The organism is Agrococcus sp. SCSIO52902, from assembly GCF_022983135.1.
GTDB classification, from domain to species: domain Bacteria; phylum Actinomycetota; class Actinomycetes; order Actinomycetales; family Microbacteriaceae; genus Agrococcus; species Agrococcus sediminis.
The window spans coordinates 2,458,843-2,475,510 of sequence record NZ_CP095269.1 but is presented as its reverse complement, the minus strand read 5'-3'; the positions used below and the strand labels follow the sequence as shown (position 1 = coordinate 2,475,510).

At 73.6% G+C, this 16,668-nt stretch carries 14 protein-coding genes; 11 read left to right on the top strand and 3 right to left on the bottom strand.

What is annotated here, in order from left to right:
- Positions 1 to 96: 96 nt before the first annotated feature.
- On the top strand, positions 97 to 2,640 hold the full coding sequence (gene leuS / locus MU522_RS12175) for a leucine--tRNA ligase (RefSeq protein ID WP_246991337.1): 2,544 nt from the start codon (positions 97 to 99) through the stop codon (positions 2,638 to 2,640).
- A gap of 149 nt (positions 2,641 to 2,789) precedes the next feature.
- Here leuS and MU522_RS12170 read toward each other — a convergent pair whose 3' ends face one another.
- Positions 2,790 to 3,836 carry an IS110 family transposase gene (locus tag MU522_RS12170; protein WP_128190753.1) on the bottom strand — a complete coding sequence of 349 codons (1,047 nt, stop codon included), beginning with the start codon at positions 3,834 to 3,836 and terminating at the stop codon, positions 2,790 to 2,792.
- A gap of 336 nt (positions 3,837 to 4,172) precedes the next feature.
- Here MU522_RS12170 and MU522_RS12165 point away from each other — a divergent pair, with 336 nt between their 5' ends.
- From MU522_RS12165 to holA, 3 genes are read left to right on the top strand one after another with little or no spacing between them, the layout of a single operon-like run.
- Complete coding sequence (locus tag MU522_RS12165) at positions 4,173 to 4,751, top strand: ComEA family DNA-binding protein (RefSeq protein WP_246991335.1); 579 nt, start codon at positions 4,173 to 4,175, stop codon at positions 4,749 to 4,751.
- A 16-nt stretch (positions 4,752 to 4,767) separates the two neighbouring features.
- Positions 4,768 to 6,978 (top strand): ComEC/Rec2 family competence protein, encoded by a 2,211-nt coding sequence (locus tag MU522_RS12160; RefSeq protein WP_246991333.1) that lies wholly within the window; start codon positions 4,768 to 4,770, stop codon positions 6,976 to 6,978.
- Positions 6,979 to 6,987: 9 nt separating this feature from the next.
- Positions 6,988 to 7,977: a DNA polymerase III subunit delta gene (gene holA / locus MU522_RS12155; protein WP_128189611.1), complete on the top strand. Its 990-nt coding sequence runs from the start codon at positions 6,988 to 6,990 to the stop codon at positions 7,975 to 7,977.
- 6 nt (positions 7,978 to 7,983) lie between these two features.
- Here the strand turns inward: holA and MU522_RS12150 are convergent, their stop codons facing one another.
- Positions 7,984 to 8,568 carry a helix-turn-helix domain-containing protein gene (locus MU522_RS12150; RefSeq protein ID WP_128189610.1) on the bottom strand — a complete coding sequence of 195 codons (585 nt, stop codon included), beginning with the start codon at positions 8,566 to 8,568 and terminating at the stop codon, positions 7,984 to 7,986.
- Between the two features lie 97 nt (positions 8,569 to 8,665).
- Here MU522_RS12150 and speB point away from each other — a divergent pair, with 97 nt between their 5' ends.
- The 4 genes from speB to MU522_RS12130 are packed head-to-tail and all read left to right on the top strand — an operon-like array spanning position 8,666 to position 12,105.
- The gene (speB, locus tag MU522_RS12145) at positions 8,666 to 9,649 is read left to right on the top strand and encodes an agmatinase (protein ID WP_246991331.1); all 984 of its coding nucleotides are present in this window, start codon (positions 8,666 to 8,668) and stop codon (positions 9,647 to 9,649) included.
- Complete coding sequence (locus MU522_RS12140; RefSeq protein WP_246991329.1) at positions 9,636 to 10,025, top strand: nuclear transport factor 2 family protein; 390 nt, start codon at positions 9,636 to 9,638, stop codon at positions 10,023 to 10,025. Before speB ends, MU522_RS12140 begins: the two co-directional genes overlap by 14 nt.
- A 30-nt stretch (positions 10,026 to 10,055) precedes the next feature.
- Positions 10,056 to 11,429, top strand: coding sequence for a cytosine permease (locus tag MU522_RS12135; protein ID WP_246991326.1), 1,374 nt, complete (start codon positions 10,056 to 10,058; stop codon positions 11,427 to 11,429).
- Positions 11,419 to 12,105 carry a cyclase family protein gene (locus MU522_RS12130; protein WP_246991324.1) on the top strand — a complete coding sequence of 229 codons (687 nt, stop codon included), beginning with the start codon at positions 11,419 to 11,421 and terminating at the stop codon, positions 12,103 to 12,105. Before MU522_RS12135 ends, MU522_RS12130 begins: the two co-directional genes overlap by 11 nt.
- A gap of 366 nt (positions 12,106 to 12,471) precedes the next feature.
- Here MU522_RS12130 and rpsT read toward each other — a convergent pair whose 3' ends face one another.
- The gene (rpsT, locus tag MU522_RS12125; protein WP_128188623.1) at positions 12,472 to 12,732 is read right to left on the bottom strand and encodes a 30S ribosomal protein S20; all 261 of its coding nucleotides are present in this window, start codon (positions 12,730 to 12,732) and stop codon (positions 12,472 to 12,474) included.
- Between the two features lie 222 nt (positions 12,733 to 12,954).
- On the opposite strand from rpsT, the gene lepA reads away from it, so the two are divergent.
- The 3 genes from lepA to hemW are packed head-to-tail and all read left to right on the top strand — an operon-like array spanning position 12,955 to position 16,662.
- Entirely contained in the window at positions 12,955 to 14,805 is a 1,851-nt protein-coding gene (gene lepA, locus MU522_RS12120; protein ID WP_128188624.1) for a translation elongation factor 4, read from the top strand.
- Positions 14,806 to 14,818: 13 nt separating this feature from the next.
- Positions 14,819 to 15,454, top strand: a complete 636-nt coding sequence (locus MU522_RS12115) for a DUF1990 domain-containing protein (RefSeq protein WP_128188625.1) — start codon at positions 14,819 to 14,821, stop codon at positions 15,452 to 15,454.
- 2 nt (positions 15,455 to 15,456) lie between these two features.
- Positions 15,457 to 16,662, top strand: coding sequence for a radical SAM family heme chaperone HemW (hemW, locus tag MU522_RS12110; RefSeq protein WP_146356370.1), 1,206 nt, complete (start codon positions 15,457 to 15,459; stop codon positions 16,660 to 16,662).
- Positions 16,663 to 16,668 lie beyond the last annotated feature (6 nt).

Genomic DNA, 16,668 nt, shown 5'->3' with positions numbered 1-16,668 from the left:
CTCGCGCTCGATTGTGTCACGAGGTGCTCGGCACGGGTCGCCGTAGACTCGGAGGATGTGCGGCCGCAACCGGCCGACGCCACCCAGGAGCCTTCAGTGACCGACGAGACCTACGACTTCGCCCGCATCCAGCAGCGTTGGCTGCCCGTGTGGGATCGCCTGCGCCCCTTCGCGACCGACGACGAGACCGACGCCCGGCCGCGCAAGTACGTGCTCGACATGTTCCCGTACCCCTCCGGCGACCTGCACATGGGCCACGCCGAGTCGTACGCCTACGGCGACGTGCTCGCGCGCTACTGGCGCCAGCAGGGCTTCAACGTGCTGCACCCGATCGGGTGGGACTCCTTCGGCCTGCCGGCCGAGAACGCGGCGATCAAGCGCGGCGTCGACCCCAAGGCCTGGACCGAGTCGAACATCGAGCAGCACAAGCGCTCGATGCGGCAGTACGCGACCGCGTTCGACTGGGACCGCATCCTGCACACCTCCGACCCGGCGTACTACAAGTGGAACCAGTGGCTGTTCCTCGAGCTGTACAAGGCGGGCCTCGCGTACCGCAAGCCGTCGAACGTCAACTGGTGCCCGAAGGACCAGACGGTGCTCGCGAACGAGCAGGTCATCGACGGCCGCTGCGAGCGCTGCGACACCCCGGTCGTGAAGAAGAAGCTCACGCAGTGGTACTTCAAGATCACCGACTACGCCGACCGGCTGCTCGACGACCTCAACCAGCTCGAGGGCCGCTGGCCCGAGAAGGTGCTGCGCATGCAGCGCAACTGGATCGGCCGCTCCGAGGGCGCCGAGGTCGAGTTCGAGATCGAGGGCCACCACTCGCGCGTGCCGGTCTTCACGACCCGGCCCGACACCCTCTACGGCGCCACGTTCATGGTGGTCGCCCCCGACTCCGACCTCGCCGCCGAGCTCGTCGCGGGCGCCCCGGCGGAGGTGCGGATGCGGTTCCAGGCCTACCTGGACGACGTCGGCCGCATGACCGAGATCGACCGCCAGAGCACCGAGCGCGTGAAGACGGGCGTCTACCTGCAGCGCTTCGCCATCCACCCGCTGACGGGGGAGCGGCTGCCCGTGTGGGCCGCCGACTATGTGCTCGCCGACTACGGCCACGGCGCCGTGATGGCCGTGCCCGCGCACGACCAGCGCGACCTCGACTTCGCCCGCGTGTTCGACCTGCCCGTCAAGGTCGTGGTCGACACGAACGCGCCGGTCACCGGCGTCATGCCCGCGATCCCGCTCGACGAGCACGGCAACGCCGTGCTGCCCGACGACCTGCCCGCGCTCGACCCGAGGACCACCGGCGAGGCGCTCACCGGCGACGGCCGCATGATCAACTCGGGCGAGCTCGACGGCATGTCGAAGCAGCACGCGATCGGCCGCATGGTGCAGCTGCTCGAGGCGAAGGGCGTCGGCCGCGCCGCGAAGTCGTTCCGGCTGCGCGACTGGCTCGTGAGCCGGCAGCGCTACTGGGGCACGCCCATCCCCATCGTCCACACGGCCGACGGGCAGGAGGTGCCGGTGCCGCTCGAGCAGCTGCCCGTGACGCTGCCCGACTCGGCGGGCCTCGACCTGTCGCCGAAGGGCACGAGCCCGCTCGGCGCCGCCGACGACTGGGTGAACGTGCCGTCGCCGATCGACGGCAGCCCGGCGCGCCGCGACCCCGACACGATGGACACGTTCGTCGACTCCTCCTGGTACTACCTGCGGTTCCTGAGCCCGAACGACGACACCCAGGCCTTCGACCCGCGGCAGGTCGAGCGCTGGGCGCCCGTCGACCGCTACGTGGGCGGCGTCGAGCACGCCATCCTGCACCTGCTGTACGCGCGCTTCATCACGAAGGTGCTGTTCGACCTCGGCCACGTGCCCTTCACCGAGCCGTTCGAGTCCTTGCTCAACCAGGGCATGGTGATCCTCGACGGCGCGAAGATGTCGAAGTCGAAGGGCAACCTCGTCACGCTCTCGGAGGAGCTCGAGCAGTTCGGCGTCGACGCCATCCGCCTGTCGATGAGCTTCGCCGGTCCCCCCGAGGACGACATCGACTGGAAGGACGTCAGCCCCGCCGGCGCGCAGAAGTTCCTCGCGCGCGCCTGGCGGCTGTCGAAGGAGCCGCTCGCGCGGGCCGGCACCGACCCGAAGCCGGGCGACCGCGCGCTGCGGCGCGAGACGCACCGGTTCCTCGCGGATGCGCCGGGCCTCATCGAGAGCCTGAAGTTCAACGTCGTCGTCGCGCGCCTCATGGAGCTGACGAACGCCACCCGCAAGGCCGTCGACTCCGGCCCCGGCGCCGCCGACCCGGCGGTGCGCGAGGCGGTCGAGACGATCGCGCTCGGCCTGTCGCTCTTCGCGCCGTACACGGCCGAGGACATGTGGGCGAACCTCGGCTTCGAGCCGTCGATCGCGAACGCCGGGTGGCGCAAGGCCGACCGCTCGCTGCTCGTGGAGCAGTCGGTGACGGCCGTCGTGCAGGTGAACGGCAAGGTGCGCGACCGCGTCGACGTGCCCGCGGACATCGCCGACGCCGACCTCGAGCGCACCGCGCGCGAGCTGCCGGGCGTCGTGCGCTCGATCGGCGACGCCGAGGTGCGCCACGTCGTCGTGCGGGCCCCGCGCCTGGTGAACTTCGTGATCGGCTAGCCGCACGGTCCGCTGGTCGAGCCGCGCGGCGCTTCCTCCACTGGTCGAGCCGCGCGGCGCTTCCTCCGCTGGTCGAGCCGCGCGGCGCTTCCTCCGTTGGTCGAGCCGCGCGGCGCAGCCGCGCGAGTCGACGCTTCTATGGTCGTCTGTCAAGCCATGGTGGCGTTGAGCTGGCGGAAGATGGATCGGGCGATGTAGCGCTTGAGGGAGCGGATGATCGCTTTGGTGGTCTTGCCCTCGGCGGCGCGCTTGAGCCGGTAGGCCTGTGTGGCGGGGTCGGTGGCGAGACGGGTGAGCGCGATCCGGTAGAGGGCCGCGTTGAGTGCTCGGTCGCCGGTGCGGGAGAGCCGGTGGTGGCCGCTGTTGCCGGAGAAGACGGGGATGGGGGCGACGCCGGCGATCCTGGCGAACGCCGCTTCGTCGCGGATGCGGCCGCGGTGGGAGATGACGTCGACGATGGTCGCGGCGGAGACGGGCCCGACGCCGTGGAGGTCGAGCAGGCCGGGCGCGAGCTGCTCGACCAGGGCGCGCAGCTGCTGCTCGTTGTCGGCCAGCTCGCCCTTGAGCGCGCGGATGCGACGGGCCAGGCGCGTCGCCTGGTCGCGGGCGGCGGCGAGGTCGACGGGGTCGGCGGTGCGGGCTCGCCAGGCGCTGACCTGCGCGATGGTCGCTTCGGTGACCGGGCCGCGCGCGTCGATGCCGAGCGGGTGGATGCGCAGCAGCGCGATCAGCTGCTGCCGGGCGCGGCGGATCTCGCCGGTCATCGACTGCCGGGCGGCGGCGCGGACGTGGAGGGCGGAGCGGAGCCCGGCCGCTCGGGGCGTGGCGAGGCCGGCCGGGTCGGCGTGGAGGATGCCGCGGGCGGCGGCGAGCGCGTCGAACCGGTCGGTCTTCCCGTCCCGCACGCGCGAGCCGCGCGCCGGCGGTCGGACCTCGAACACCGACAGCTGCGCGGCCTCGAGCGCGCGCGTGAGGGTCGCGCCGTAGGAGGCGGTCCCCTCGACCGCGACCGCGACCGACTCACCGGCGCGGCGCCGCATCCACGCGAGCGCGCGCGAGATGCCGTTCGGGCTGGTCGGGAACGACCGCTCCTCCAGCAGCTTCCCGGTGGTGGCGTCGACGAGCGCGAACGCGTGGGAACGGGCGTGCGTGTCGACGCCGATGACATGCGTGAACGTTTCTGCGACGATGGGCATCGCGATTTCCTTCCTCAAGGCGGATCGTGTCGGTCCGGCCCGAGAAGTCCTTCCGCGGCAACTCTCTAAGGAGCCACGACCCCTGTCCGGGTCGGGCGTGCTTCTATCAAGCCAACGAGGGGCACGGGCCGGCACCGGCGACCACCAGACGGGCATGTCGACTCCAAGACACCCGAAGGGCCAGAGACCAGAAGAGCCACGCCCGGCAATCACCGCCGCCAGCCTGCACCAGTCACAGACCGGCATCCACCATTAGAGAGACCACCCGGGCCGCCTCCTCCACAGCCTCCCGCCCCGCCCGCACCCGCCGGCGGGGCGCGGCCGTACCGTGCCCGGATGGCCAGTGGGGATGGGCGGCTCGCGGATGCGCGCTGGCGGCTGGGCGCGGGGGCCGCGGTGCTGCTCGTGCTCGGCGCCGTCGCGGGCGGCGTCGCGCAGCGGATGGTCGTCGACGCGCAGCCGGCCGCGATCGTGCCCGCGCCGGTCGCGACGGCATCCGCTGAGCTCGTCGTCGACGTGCAGGGCGCGGTGGCGGAGCCCGGCGTCTACCGCCTGCCGGCCGGCGCCCGCGTGCTCGACGCCGTCGCCCGCGCCGGCGGCACCGTCGACGGGGCCGCGCCCGGCGCGCTCAACCTCGCGCGGGCGGTGGTGGACGGCGAGCAGCTGGTGGTGCCGACCGCCGAGGAGCAGGCGGCGCTCGCCTCGGCCGCGCCGGAGGAGGGCGGGCTCGTCTCGCTCAACCGCGCCGAGCAGGCGGCGCTCGAGACCCTGCCGAGGGTGGGGCCGTCGCTCGCGACCGCGATCGTCGCGCACCGCGACGAGCACGGCCCCTTCACCGACGTCGCGCAGCTCGACGACGTGCCGGGCATCGGGCCGGCGCTGCTCGCGACCCTCACGCCGCTCGTGACGCTGTGATCGCGAGCCCGGGCTGATGCGCGACCTCCGGCTCGCGCTGCCGGTCGCTCTCGCGTGGGCGGTGCTGGCGGCGCTCAGCCCGCACGCGGCGGCGGTCGGCCCGGCGGCGGTCATCTGTGCGCTCGTGGCCGGCGCGTGCCTGCTCGGCGCGCGCGGCGCATCCGCACGCCGTCCCGACAGCCGCCTCGCAGCGGCGCTCCGCACCGCGGGTGTCGGGGCGGCGCTCGCGGTGCCGCTGCTCGCCGGCGCCGACGCGGCGGCAGCGGCCGCGCTCGACGAGTGCGACGCCCTGTCGCTGCTGGTGCTCGGCGAGGCGGCGCCCGCCGAGGTGCTCGCCACCGGCTGCGACGGCGGCGGCATCGTGCGCAGCGCCGTGCTGCTGCGCACCGAGGCGCCGCTGCGGATCGGCGCGACCGCGACCGGCGGCTGCGACGCGTGGCTCGACGGCATCCGCTGGCTCATCACGTGCGAGCGGCTCGAGGTCGCGGAGCCGCCGCCGTGGGCGTCGTGGGCGGGAGCGCTGCGCGACGGGCTGCTCGCCGCCTCGGCGCAGCTGCCCGGCATGGGCGGCGAGCTGCTGCCGGGGCTCGCGATCGGCGACGAGCGGCGCGTGAGCCCCGTGCTGCGCACCGCCATGCTCGACGCGGGGCTCAGCCACCTCACCGCCGTCTCCGGCGCCAACTGCGTCATCGTCGTGGGTGCGGCGTTCCAGGCCGCCGCTGCGGCCGGCGCGCGCCGCCCGGCGCGGGTCGCCGTCGCGGGCGCTGCGCTCGCGGGGTTCGTCGTGCTCGTGACACCCGAGCCGTCCGTGGTGCGGGCCGGCACGATGGCGGCCATCGCGCTCGTCGGCATCGTCACGGGCCGCCGCGCCGGCGCCATCGCGCTCCTGGCGCTCGCGGTGCTCGTGGTGCTCGCCGCGCAGCCGCACCTCGCGACGAGCGCGGGCTTCGCGCTCTCGGTGCTCGCCACCTGCGGGCTCATCGTGCACGCCCGCCCGATCGCCGCCTGGCTCGCGCGCGCCGTGCCCATGCCCCTCGCCGCGCTCATCGCGGTGCCCGCCGCGGCGCAGCTGTGGTGCCTGCCGGTGCTCGTCGGCCTCGACGCGCGCGTGAGCGTCGTCTCGGTGCTCGCCAACCTGCTCGCGGGCCCCGCGGCGCCGATCGTCACGGTGGTCGGCCTCGCCGCGTGCCTCGCCGCACCGCTCGCGCCGGCGGTCGCGACGGGGCTCGCGTGGATCGCGTGGCTGCCGGCCGCGTGGATCGCGCAGGTCGCGATGGTCGCGCAGCAGCTCCCGGCCGCGCAGACGCCCTGGCCGGCCGCGCCCTGGGGCGTGGCCGCCGCATCCGCCATGCTCGCGCTCGTCGTCGCCGCGCACGCGCGCGGCAGGCTCGGGCGCGGCATCGCGGCGGCGCTCGTCGTGGCGCTCGTCGCCGGCTCGACCGCGGCGTGGCCCGCCGTGCGGCTCGGCGCACTCGCCGACTGGCGCATCGCGCAGTGCGACGTGGGGCAGGGGAGCGCCACGGTCGTGCGGCACGGCGGCGCGGTCGTGCTCGTCGACGCGGGCCAGGAGCCGGCGCGCATCGACGGGTGCCTTCGGATGCTCGGCGTGCAGCGGATCGACCTGCTCGTGCTCACGCACTTCGACGCCGACCACGCCGGCGGGGCGCCCGCGCTCGTGGGCCGCGTGGGGCTCCTCGTGCACGGGCCGGTCGACGATCGCGCCGCCCCGCTCGTCGCCGAGCTCGCGGCGGCGGGCGCCGCGACGCAGGAGGCGCGCCGCGGCGACGCCTGGCAGGCGGGGGAGGTGCGGGTGGATGCGCTGTGGCCGATGGGCGAGCTGGAGCCCGGCAACGATGCGAGCGTCGCCGTCGCCATCGACCTGCCGGGCGAGGGCCTCGAGCTCGTCGTGCTGGGCGACCTCGGCGCCGAGACGCAGTCGCGGCTGCTGCGTGCCGGGGTGCCGCCGGCCGCCGTCGTGGTCGTCGCGCACCACGGCTCTGCCGATCAGCTGCCGGCGCTCTACCGCCGACTGGGCGCCGCCGTGGGGCTCGTCGGGGTGGGCGAGAACGAGTACGGCCATCCGACGGATGCCGCGCTCGGGATCGTGCGGGACGCGGGCGGCGTCGTGCTCCGCACCGACGAGCTCGGCACCGTCGCGCTGTCGGTCGGCGACGAGCAGGCCGGCGAGGTGCGCGTCTGGTCGGAGCGCGTGGGCGCCCCGCCGTAGGCTGAGGGCATGGCGGCGAGCATCCCGAAGATCGGCTGGGAGCAGATCTCTCCCGCGCCGGTCGTGCTGGTCTTCGGCAAGGAGTCGTACCTCGCGGGCCGCGCCCTGCAACGGCTGCGCGCGCTGCTGCTGCTCGAGGATCCCGAGCTCGAGGTGCACGACGTCGACGCCGGCCAGTACAGCGACGGCGCGCTCGAGCTCATCGCGAGCCCCTCGCTGTTCGACGAGCCGCGCCTCATCCGCGTCGAGAACGGCGTCAAGGCGACCGACGCGTTCATCGCCGACGCCCTGCGCTACCTGGCCGCGCCCGTCGACGGCACCACCCTCGTCATCCGCCACGACGGCTCGACCGTGCGCGGCAAGAAGATGCTCGACGCCATCCGCTCCACGCCGGGCGCGATCGAGGTGGTGTGCCAGCCGCTGAAGCGCGACGAGCTCGTGCCGTTCGTGCGGGCAGAGCTGCGCCTGCTCGAGCGCGACGCGACGCCCGGGGCGATCGCCGCGCTCGTCGACGCGTTCGCCTCCGACATCGCCGAGCTCGCGAACGCCGTGCGCCAGGTGGCGCAGGACACCGACGGCACCGTCACCGAGCAGGTCGTCCGCACCTACTACGCCGGTCGCGTCGAGACGACGGCGTTCGCCGTGGTCGACGCCGTGATCGCCGGCGATGTCGCGCGCGCCCTCGTCACGCTGCGGCAGGCGATCGCCACGGGCGCCGACCCGGTGCCGATCGTCGCCGCCTTCGCCATGCGCTACCGGCAGCTCGCGAAGGTCTCGGGCGCCGGCGGCGGCGACGGGCAGGCGGCGCGGCAGCTCGGCATGCAGGACTGGCAGGTGCGCAACGCCCGCCGCGACCTGCGCGGCCTCTCCGACGCGCTGCTGTGCGACGCGATCGAGGCGATCGCGCACGCCGACGCCGCGGTCAAGGGCGCCGAGCGCGACCCGCAGCACGCGGTCGAGCGCCTCGTGCGGCAGCTCGCGATCCGCCAGGCGGCCTGAGCGCCGCTACGCGGATCCGCTCCAGGGCGCCGGCACGAGCACCCAGATCGCGACCGCGGGGCGGTCCTCCTCGACGCGCCACGTGTGCGGCTCGCGGCCGGGCAGCGTGAGCGCGTCGCCGGCGCGCACGACGACCGTGCGGTCGGCGAAGCGCACCGACAGCGTGCCCTCGACGACGTGGAGCACCTCGACGTCGCAGCTGATCGTGTAGAGCTCGCTGCCGCCGTGCGCGTCGGGCTCGAGCTCCGATCGCAGCACCTGCAGGCCCTCCTGGCTGCGGGGGGAGAGCATCCGCTCGTCCGCGCCGAACCCGCCGAGGTTGATCCTGGGCGCGTCGGCGTAGGAGATCAGCTGCACGTCGGGCTCGGCGAAGAGCGCGCCGACGGGCAGCGACAGCACCTGGCACAGCTGCACCAGGGTCGAGACGCTCGGGGAGGTCTCGTCGCGCTCGAGCCGGCTGAGGAAGCCCTTCGAGAGGCCGGTGCTCGTCGCCACCTGGCTGAGCGACATGCCCTGCGAGGTGCGGACCGCCCGCAGCTTCGCGCCGATGGCGAGCGCGGTCTCGTCGGCCGAAGGGTGGATCGCGCGCATGCTGCTCCTGCCTCGCCGGCCGCCCGCTTGACGCGGTCGGGGCCCCGGCGTACCGTGTGGTCAATCGTTGCGCCCAGAGTATCGAAAGTTGTCTAGCATGCAACCCTCTCCGAACCCCGCCCAGAGCCCGCGCGGACCGGTCGACGCGAGCGCGGTGCCGCGCTTCGCAGGCATCGCGACCTTCGCCCGCCTGCCGCGCCTCGACGAGGTGGGGCGCGCCGACATCGCCGTCGCGGGCGTGCCGTTCGACAGCGGCGTGAGCTACCGCCCGGGCGCGCGCTTCGGCCCCGCGCACGTGCGCGAGGCGTCGCGGCTGCTGCGGCCGTACAACCCGGCGCAGGACGTGTTCCCCTTCGCCTCGCAGCAGGTCGCCGACGCGGGCGACCTGGTCGCGAACCCCTTCGACATCGCCGCGGCGGTCGCCGAGATCGAGGCCGGCGCGCGCGAGCTGCGCCGGCACGCCGACCGCCTCGTCGTCATCGGCGGCGACCACACGATCGCGCTGCCGCTGCTGCGCGCGCTGCACGCCGAGCACGGCCCCGTCGCGGTGCTCCACTTCGACGCGCACCTCGACACCTGGGACACGTACTTCGGGGCGCCCGTCACGCACGGCACCCCGTTCCGCCGCGCCTCCGAGGAGGGGCTCATCGACCTGACGGCGAGCATGCACGTCGGCACCCGCGGGCCGCTCTACGACAAGGGCGACCTCGAGGACGACGAGCGCCTCGGATTCGCTGTCGTGACGAGCGAGTTCGTCGAGGAGCACGGCGCGGGGGCCGCGATCGAGCGGATCCGAGGCAGGGTGGGCGACGCGCCGCTCTACATCTCGATCGACATCGACGTGCTCGACCCGGCGCACGCGCCCGGGACCGGCACGCCCGAGGCCGGCGGGCTCACGAGCCGCGAGCTGCTGCGCATGCTGCGGGCGCTCGCCGACCTCCGGATCGTCGGCGCCGACGTCGTCGAGGTCGCGCCCGCCTACGACCACGCGCAGCTCACGGCCGTCGCCGCGAGCCACGTCGTCTACGAGCTGCTGAGCGCGATGGCGCCCCGCGAGGGAGCCTCCCGTGCGCACGCCTGATCGCGGCGAGGTCGAGGCGGCGGCCGACGCCATCGTCGAGGCGTTCGCCGCCACCGACGGCCCGCGCTACTTCGCCGCCTTCGCCGCCGACGCATCCTTCGTCTTCCACACCGAGCCGGCCCTGCTCGACGACCGAGCCGCGTACGAGCGCCTCTGGCAGGAGTGGGTCGACAGCGGCTGGCGCGTGGTCGCGTGCAGCTCGAGCGACCGCCTCGTGCAGCCGCTGCCGGGCGCCGCAGTCTTCACCCACACCGTCGACACGACCGTCGAGACCGGCGAGGGCCGCGAGTCCTACCGCGAGCGCGAGTCGATCGTCTTCGCCGTCGACGGCGACCGCCTGGTCGCCGTCCACGAGCACCTCTCGCCGCTCGGCTGAGACCCACCGACCCACCGCTGAAGGAGACCGATGTCGCTCTACTCCCGCCTCGAACGCCGACTGCAGGCGAACGCCGACGACGCCGGGCCGGTGCGCGGCACCTACGGCTCCGGGCGCATGCTCATGATCTGGCTCGCCGCGAACCTCGTCGTGACCACGCTGCTCACGGGCACGCTGTTCGTCCCCGACGTGCCGTACGGGCTGGTGCTCGGCCTCATCGTGGGCGGCACGGTGCTCGGCGCCGCCGTGCTCGTGCTGGTCGGCGCGATCGGCACCCGCACGGGCCTGCCGACCATGGCGCTCACCCGCGGGCCGTTCGGCATCCGCGGCAGCCTGCTGCCGCTCGTCGCCAACGTCGTGATCCTGATGGGGTGGAGCTGGGTGCAGGCGATGCTCGCCGGCATCTCGCTCGACTACATCGTCGCCTCCGTCACCGGCTTCTCGAGCCCGGTGATCTTCGCGGTGCTCTGCCAGACGATCGTGGTCGTGCTCGCGATCTTCGGCCACGCTGGCGTCGCCCGCGTCGAGCCGTGGTTCGCCGCTGTCATCCTCGCGATCGCCGCCTACGTCTTCGTCGTCGCCTTCACGTCGTTCTCGCCGGCCGAGTTCGCCGCGATCCCCGGCACCGCCGAGCCGTTCTACACGCCCGGCCTGGTCTTCGACGTCGTGCTCGCGACCGCCATCTCGTGGACGGTGCTCTCGGCCGACTTCAACCGCTTCGCGCGCACCACGCGGGGAGGCGCGATCGGCTCGGGCATCGGCTACACGCTGTCGACGGTGACGGCGATGACGCTCGGCGCCACCGCGATCGGCTACGTCGTGCTGAGCGGCGGCGAGGCCGTACCGTTCGACCCGGTGACCGTGATCGACCCGTTCGGCGCGATCTTCGCCGTCGCGATCTTCCTGTCGGTGATGGCGACGAACACGATGGTCGTCTACGGCATGGTGACGTCGGTCGTGAACGCGATCCCGGGCCGGCGCATCCCGTTCCTCGCGACCGCGCTCGTGCTCGGCGTCATCTCGATCATCGGCGCGACGTTCTTCGGGCTCCTCGAGCAGTTCACGACCTTCCTCGTGCTCATCAGCGCGCTCTTCGCACCCGTGTTCGCGATCATGATCGTCGACTACTACCTGCTGCGGCGCCGCTCCTACGACGCCGACATCCTCCGCCCGAGCGGCGGTCGCTACTGGTACCGCGGCGGCGTGAACTGGCTCGCGGTCGGCAGCTGGGCGGTCGGCGCGACGCTCGCCTACGTGTGGGCGTACGTCTGGCCGCTGCCGATCGGCGCGACCGTGCCGGCCTTCGCCGTCACCTTCCTGCTCTACCTGTTCGTGTCGCTGCCTGGGCGCTCGAAGGGCGGGGCGCCGGCGCCGCACCTCGCCGAGACGGCGGATGCGCGCTGACGCGCAGGGCGCATCGGCGTCGCGCGCGCAGGCCGGCGGCCTGATCGACCTCAGCCACCCGATCGAGCAGGGCATGCCCGTCTACCCGGGCGACCCAGAGGTGCGCATCGCGCCGGCGCTGACGGTCGCGGCCGACGGCGTCGACGTGGCGCGGCTCGAGCTCGGCTCGCACACCGGCACGCACGTCGACGCGCCCTCGCACACGGTGCCGGGCGGGCGGACGATGGCGCAGGTGGCGCTCGACGAGCTCGTCGGCGACGCGATCGTGCTGCGCGTGCCGGGCCTCGGCGACGGTGAGCGCATCGGCCTCGAGCGGCTGGAAACGGCGGCGCCGCTGCCGGAGCGCCTCCCGCCGATCGTGCTGCTCGACACCGGCTGGGCGCGGTGGTTCGGCGATGCGCGGCGCCTCCGGCACCCGTCGCTCGCGCCCGATGCCGCTGCCGAGCTGCTGCGCCGGGGCATGCGGGTGCTCGCCGTCGACACGCTGAGCCCCGACCCGACTGGGGAGGCGGAGGCGTCGTTCCCGGTCCACGAGGCCGTGCTCGGCGCCGACGGCCTCATCGTCGAGAACGTGCGCGGCCTCGAGCTCGTGCCCGATCGCGTGCGCGTGGGCTTCTTCCCGCTGCGGCTCGCCGGCGACGGCGCCCCCGTGCGCGCGGTCGCCTTCCCCGCCTGACGCCGCCCGGCGCATCCGACTGGCGCCTCCCGCGGTCGAGTGGCGCCGTGCGCGATCGGGTGGCGCCGTGCGCGATCGAGTGGCGCCGTGCGCGATCGAGTGGCGCCCGCTGCACCGCGCGCTCCAAGGCGCCACTCGATCGCCGGAGCCGCCACTCGCTCTCCAGAGGCGCCACTCGACGACGCGGGACGCCACTCGATCGCCGAGGGCGCCACCCGATGTCACGGGGCGCCACTCGATCGCCGGAGGCGCCACTCAGTGGGTAGGGGATGCGCAGGCGGGGGCAGCGCGGGCGCCGGCACGCACCGGCGCGCACGACGAAGGGGGCCCCGTCCGGGACCCCCTTCGTCGTGCGTGCGGCTCAGCTCAGAGCGACGCGACCTGCTTCGCGATGGCCGACTTGCGGTTCGCGGCCTGGTTGCGGTGGATGACGCCCTTCGAGACCGCCTTGTCGAGCTTGCGGTTCGCCGCGGCGACCTTGACCTGCGCGGCCTCCTTGTCGCCGGCGGCGATGGCCTTGCGGGCCTCGCGCACAGCGGTCTTGAGCTCGCTCTTGACGGCGCGGTTGCGGAGGGTCGCCTTCTCGTTGGTGAGGATGCGCTTGATCTGCGACTTGATGTTCGCCATGGTGTCCTGTCCTGGTTCGAAGCGTGGTTGGCGGCGGCTCGTGCTCGTCAGAGCCCCGCCGCGACCCGACCCCGCGCGACGGGCGCGCAGGAGAAGGGGAAGCCAACGGATGACTCTACCAGCGGCCGCGGCCCGCTCGCAACGCGGCCGACCGCATCCGCTGTGGAAGAATGGGACCTTCCGCACCCAGCTCCACCGAGCCCATCCCGACGAGAAGGACCCGTGAGCCCCCGAGCCTCCAAGGCACTCGAGCCTGCCTCGACCGATCCGGCGAGGATCCGCAACTTCTGCATCATCGCCCACATCGACCACGGCAAGTCGACCCTCGCCGACCGGATGCTGCAGCTGACGGGCGTCGTCGACGACCGCTCGATGCGCGCCCAGTACCTCGACCGCATGGACATCGAGCGCGAGCGCGGCATCACGATCAAGTCGCAGGCTGTGCGCATGCCGTGGGAGCTCGACGGCGAGACCTTCGCGCTCAACATGATCGACACCCCGGGCCACGTCGACTTCACCTACGAGGTGTCGCGCTCGCTCGCCGCGTGCGAGGGCGCGATCCTGCTGGTCGACGCGGCGCAGGGCATCGAGGCGCAGACCCTCGCGAACCTGTACCTCGCGATGGACAACGACCTCGAGATCATCCCGGTGCTCAACAAGATCGACCTGCCGGCAGCCGATCCCGAGAAGTACGCGGCCGAGATCGCGCGGCTCATCGGCGGCGACCCCGACGACGTGCTGCGCGTGAGCGGCAAGACGGGGGAGGGGGTGGATGCGCTGCTCGACCGGGTGGTCCGCACCGTCCCCGCGCCGGTCGGCGACGTCGACGGGCCCGCGCGCGCGATGATCTTCGACTCCGTCTACGACGCCTACCGAGGCGTCGTCACCTACGTGCGCATGGTCGACGGCACGCTGCGGCCGCGCGAGCAGGTGGTGATGATGTCGACCGGCTCCAAGCACGAGGCGCTCGAGATCGGCGTCTCGAGCCCGGAGCCCATCCCGTCGAAGGGGCTGAGCGTCGGCGAGGTCGGCTACCTCATCACGGGCGTGAAGGACGTGCGCCAGTCGAAGGTCGGCGACACCGTCACGACCGTGAAGTCGCCCGCGACAACGCCGCTCAAGGGCTACGCCGACCCGAAGCCGATGGTGTTCTCGGGCCTCTACCCGATCGACGGCAGCGACTACCCGGTGCTGCGCGAGGCGCTCGACAAGCTGAAGCTCTCCGATGCCGCGCTCGTCTACGAGCCCGAGACCTCGGTGGCGCTCGGCTTCGGCTTCCGCTGCGGCTTCCTGGGGCTGCTGCACCTCGAGATCATCACCGAGCGCCTCGAGCGCGAGTTCAACCTCGACCTCATCGCGACCGCGCCGAGCGTGGTCTACCAGGTGCAGACCGAGGACCGGCAGACCCACATCGTCACGAACCCGAGCGAGTTCCCCGACGGCAAGATCCACTCGGTCATCGAGCCGATGGTGCGGGCGACGATCCTCGCGCCGAAGGACTACGTCGGCGCGATCATGGAGCTCTGCCAGACGCGCCGCGGCACGCTCGGCGGCATGGAGTACCTCTCGGAGGACCGCGTCGAGCTGCGCTACCGGCTGCCGCTCGGCGAGATCGTCTTCGACTTCTTCGACCAGCTGAAGTCGCGCACGCAGGGCTACGCCTCGCTCGACTACGAGCTCGACGGCGAGGAGGAGGGCGACCTCGTGAAGGTCGACATCCTGCTGCAGGGCGAGCAGGTCGACGCCTTCAGCGCGATCGTGCACCGCGACAAGGCGTACGCCTACGGCGTGCTCATGGCGGGCAAGCTGCGCGAGCTCATCCCGCGCCAGCAGTTCGAGGTGCCGATCCAGGCCGCGATCGGCGCGCGCATCATCGCCCGCGAGACGATCCGCGCGATCCGCAAGGACGTGCTCGCCAAGTGCTACGGCGGCGACATCACGCGCAAGCGCAAGCTGCTCGAGAAGCAGAAGGAGGGCAAGAAGCGCATGAAGATGGTCGGTCGCGTCGAGGTCCCCCAGGAGGCGTTCATCGCCGCGCTCTCGACCGGCGAGACGAAGAAGGACGCGAAGTGAAGGACGGATCGCAGTGAAGCCCATCCACGAGCGCGCCACCAACTACGGCGCCGTCGGCGCGACCGCCCACTTCGACTTCTCGCGCTTCCCCCCGAAGGGCTTCGAGGTCATCCAGCGCCGCGCGCGCATCGGCCACGGCCGGCCGCGCTACGACGCGGCCGTCGCGGCGCTGCGCACCTGGAAGGTGCAGCGGCTGTCGGGCATCGAGGTCGACGTCGTCGGCTCGGAGGAGGGCACCGTCTACCGCCCCGTCGGCTTCGACGGCACGGAGGCGACCCGTGCGGCGAGCATCGAGCCGCAGCAGGACTTCGGCCCCGACGGCGAGCCGTTCCTGCAGCCGGGCGACTCGATCGACCAGCGCGTGCGCGTGCTCGGCATGCAGATCCACGCCCCGATGCGCGTCATCGCGATCGAGGACGAGGAGAGCAGCCACGGCGTGATCCTCGGCACCCTCGAGGGGCACCCGGAGGCGGGCGAGGAGCGCTTCACGATCGAGATCGTCGAGGACGAGACCGTCTTCCTGCACTTCCGCGCGCTCGTGCGCGACGCGAAGTGGTGGGTGCGGCTCGGCTCGCCGATCGCGCGCGCGATGCGCCGCCGCTACCACGACCGCTACATGGACGTGCTGCGGTCGATCGACGTCCGCTGACGATGGGCAGGCTGCCGGAGGGCGAGACCGCGCCGGCCGACGGCGCGCTGCCGCAGGGCACCGCGGTCGACGCGCCGTTCGGCGTCTACGTGCACGTGCCGTTCTGCTCGGTGCGCTGCGGCTACTGCGACTTCAACACCTACACCGCCGACGAGCTGCGGGGCGCGACGCGCGCGGGCTACCCGGCCGACGTCGCCGCCGAGCTCGCGCTCGCCGGCCGCGTGCTCGGGGCGCTCGGCCCGGTGCGGCCCGCGCAGACGGTGTTCTTCGGCGGCGGCACGCCCACGCTGCTGCCGGCCGACGACCTCGTGGGCATGCTCGCCGGGGTCGCGGATGCGTTCGGCCTGGCCGAGGGCGCGGAGGTCACGGTCGAGGCGAACCCCGACTCGATCGACGCGGGCGGGCTCGCGCGGCTGCGCGACGGCGGCGTCACGCGGGTGTCGTTCGGCATGCAGTCGGCGGTGCCGCACGTGCTCGCGGCCCTCGACCGCACGCACGACCCGGCGCGCGTGCCGCAGGTCGTCGCGTGGGCCAGCGACGCTGGGCTCGAGGTCAGCCTCGACCTCATCTACGGCGCGCCCGGGGAGTCGCAGGACGACTGGCAGCGCTCGCTCGACGCGGCGGTCGCGATGGGCCCGGACCACGTCTCGGCGTACGCGCTCATCGTCGAGGAGGGCACGGCGCTCGCCCGCCGCATCCGGCGCGGCGAGCTCGTCGCGCCCGACGACGACGCGCAGGCGGCGATGTACGAGGCGGCGGATGCGACGCTCGGCGCAGCGGGATACACCTGGTACGAGGTCTCCAACTGGGCCCGCGGCGACCGCGTCGCCCGGCACAACCTCGCCTACTGGCGCGGGCACGACTGGTGGGGCTTCGGCCCCGGAGCGCACAGCCATGTCGGCGGCGTGCGGTGGTGGAACGTCAAGCACCCGGCGGCGTACCGCGACCGGCTGCTGGCCGGCGCATCGCCGGCGCTCGCGCGCGAGGTGCTCGACGACGAGACGCGGCGCGTCGAGCGGGTGCTGCTCGAGTCGCGCATCGCCGAGGGGCTCCCGATCGCGCTGCTCGACGACGAGGGCAGGCGCGCGGTCGCGGGGCTCGTCGCCGAGGAGCTCGTGGACGGCAGAGCCGCCCTCGCCGGCCGGGTGGTCCCGACGCTGCGAGGGCGGCTCCTGGCCGACGCCGTGGTGCGCCGGCTGCTGCCCTGAGCGGGC

What these genes read in the sequence shown, in the direction of transcription:
- MU522_RS12170 (WP_128190753.1), bottom strand. Translation starts at nt 3,836, where the DNA reads ATGCCCATCGTCGCAGAAACGTTCACGCATGTCATCGGCGTCGACACG.
- MU522_RS12165 (WP_246991335.1), top strand. Translation starts at nt 4,173, where the DNA reads ATGGCCAGTGGGGATGGGCGGCTCGCGGATGCGCGCTGGCGGCTGGGC.
- MU522_RS12160 (WP_246991333.1), top strand. Translation starts at nt 4,768, where the DNA reads ATGCGCGACCTCCGGCTCGCGCTGCCGGTCGCTCTCGCGTGGGCGGTG.
- holA (WP_128189611.1), top strand. Translation starts at nt 6,988, where the DNA reads ATGGCGGCGAGCATCCCGAAGATCGGCTGGGAGCAGATCTCTCCCGCG.
- MU522_RS12150 (WP_128189610.1), bottom strand. Translation starts at nt 8,568, where the DNA reads ATGCGCGCGATCCACCCTTCGGCCGACGAGACCGCGCTCGCCATCGGC.
- speB (WP_246991331.1), top strand. Translation starts at nt 8,666, where the DNA reads ATGCAACCCTCTCCGAACCCCGCCCAGAGCCCGCGCGGACCGGTCGAC.
- MU522_RS12135 (WP_246991326.1), top strand. Translation starts at nt 10,056, where the DNA reads ATGTCGCTCTACTCCCGCCTCGAACGCCGACTGCAGGCGAACGCCGAC.
- MU522_RS12130 (WP_246991324.1), top strand. Translation starts at nt 11,419, where the DNA reads ATGCGCGCTGACGCGCAGGGCGCATCGGCGTCGCGCGCGCAGGCCGGC.
- rpsT (WP_128188623.1), bottom strand. Translation starts at nt 12,732, where the DNA reads ATGGCGAACATCAAGTCGCAGATCAAGCGCATCCTCACCAACGAGAAG.
- hemW (WP_146356370.1), top strand. Translation starts at nt 15,457, where the DNA reads ATGGGCAGGCTGCCGGAGGGCGAGACCGCGCCGGCCGACGGCGCGCTG.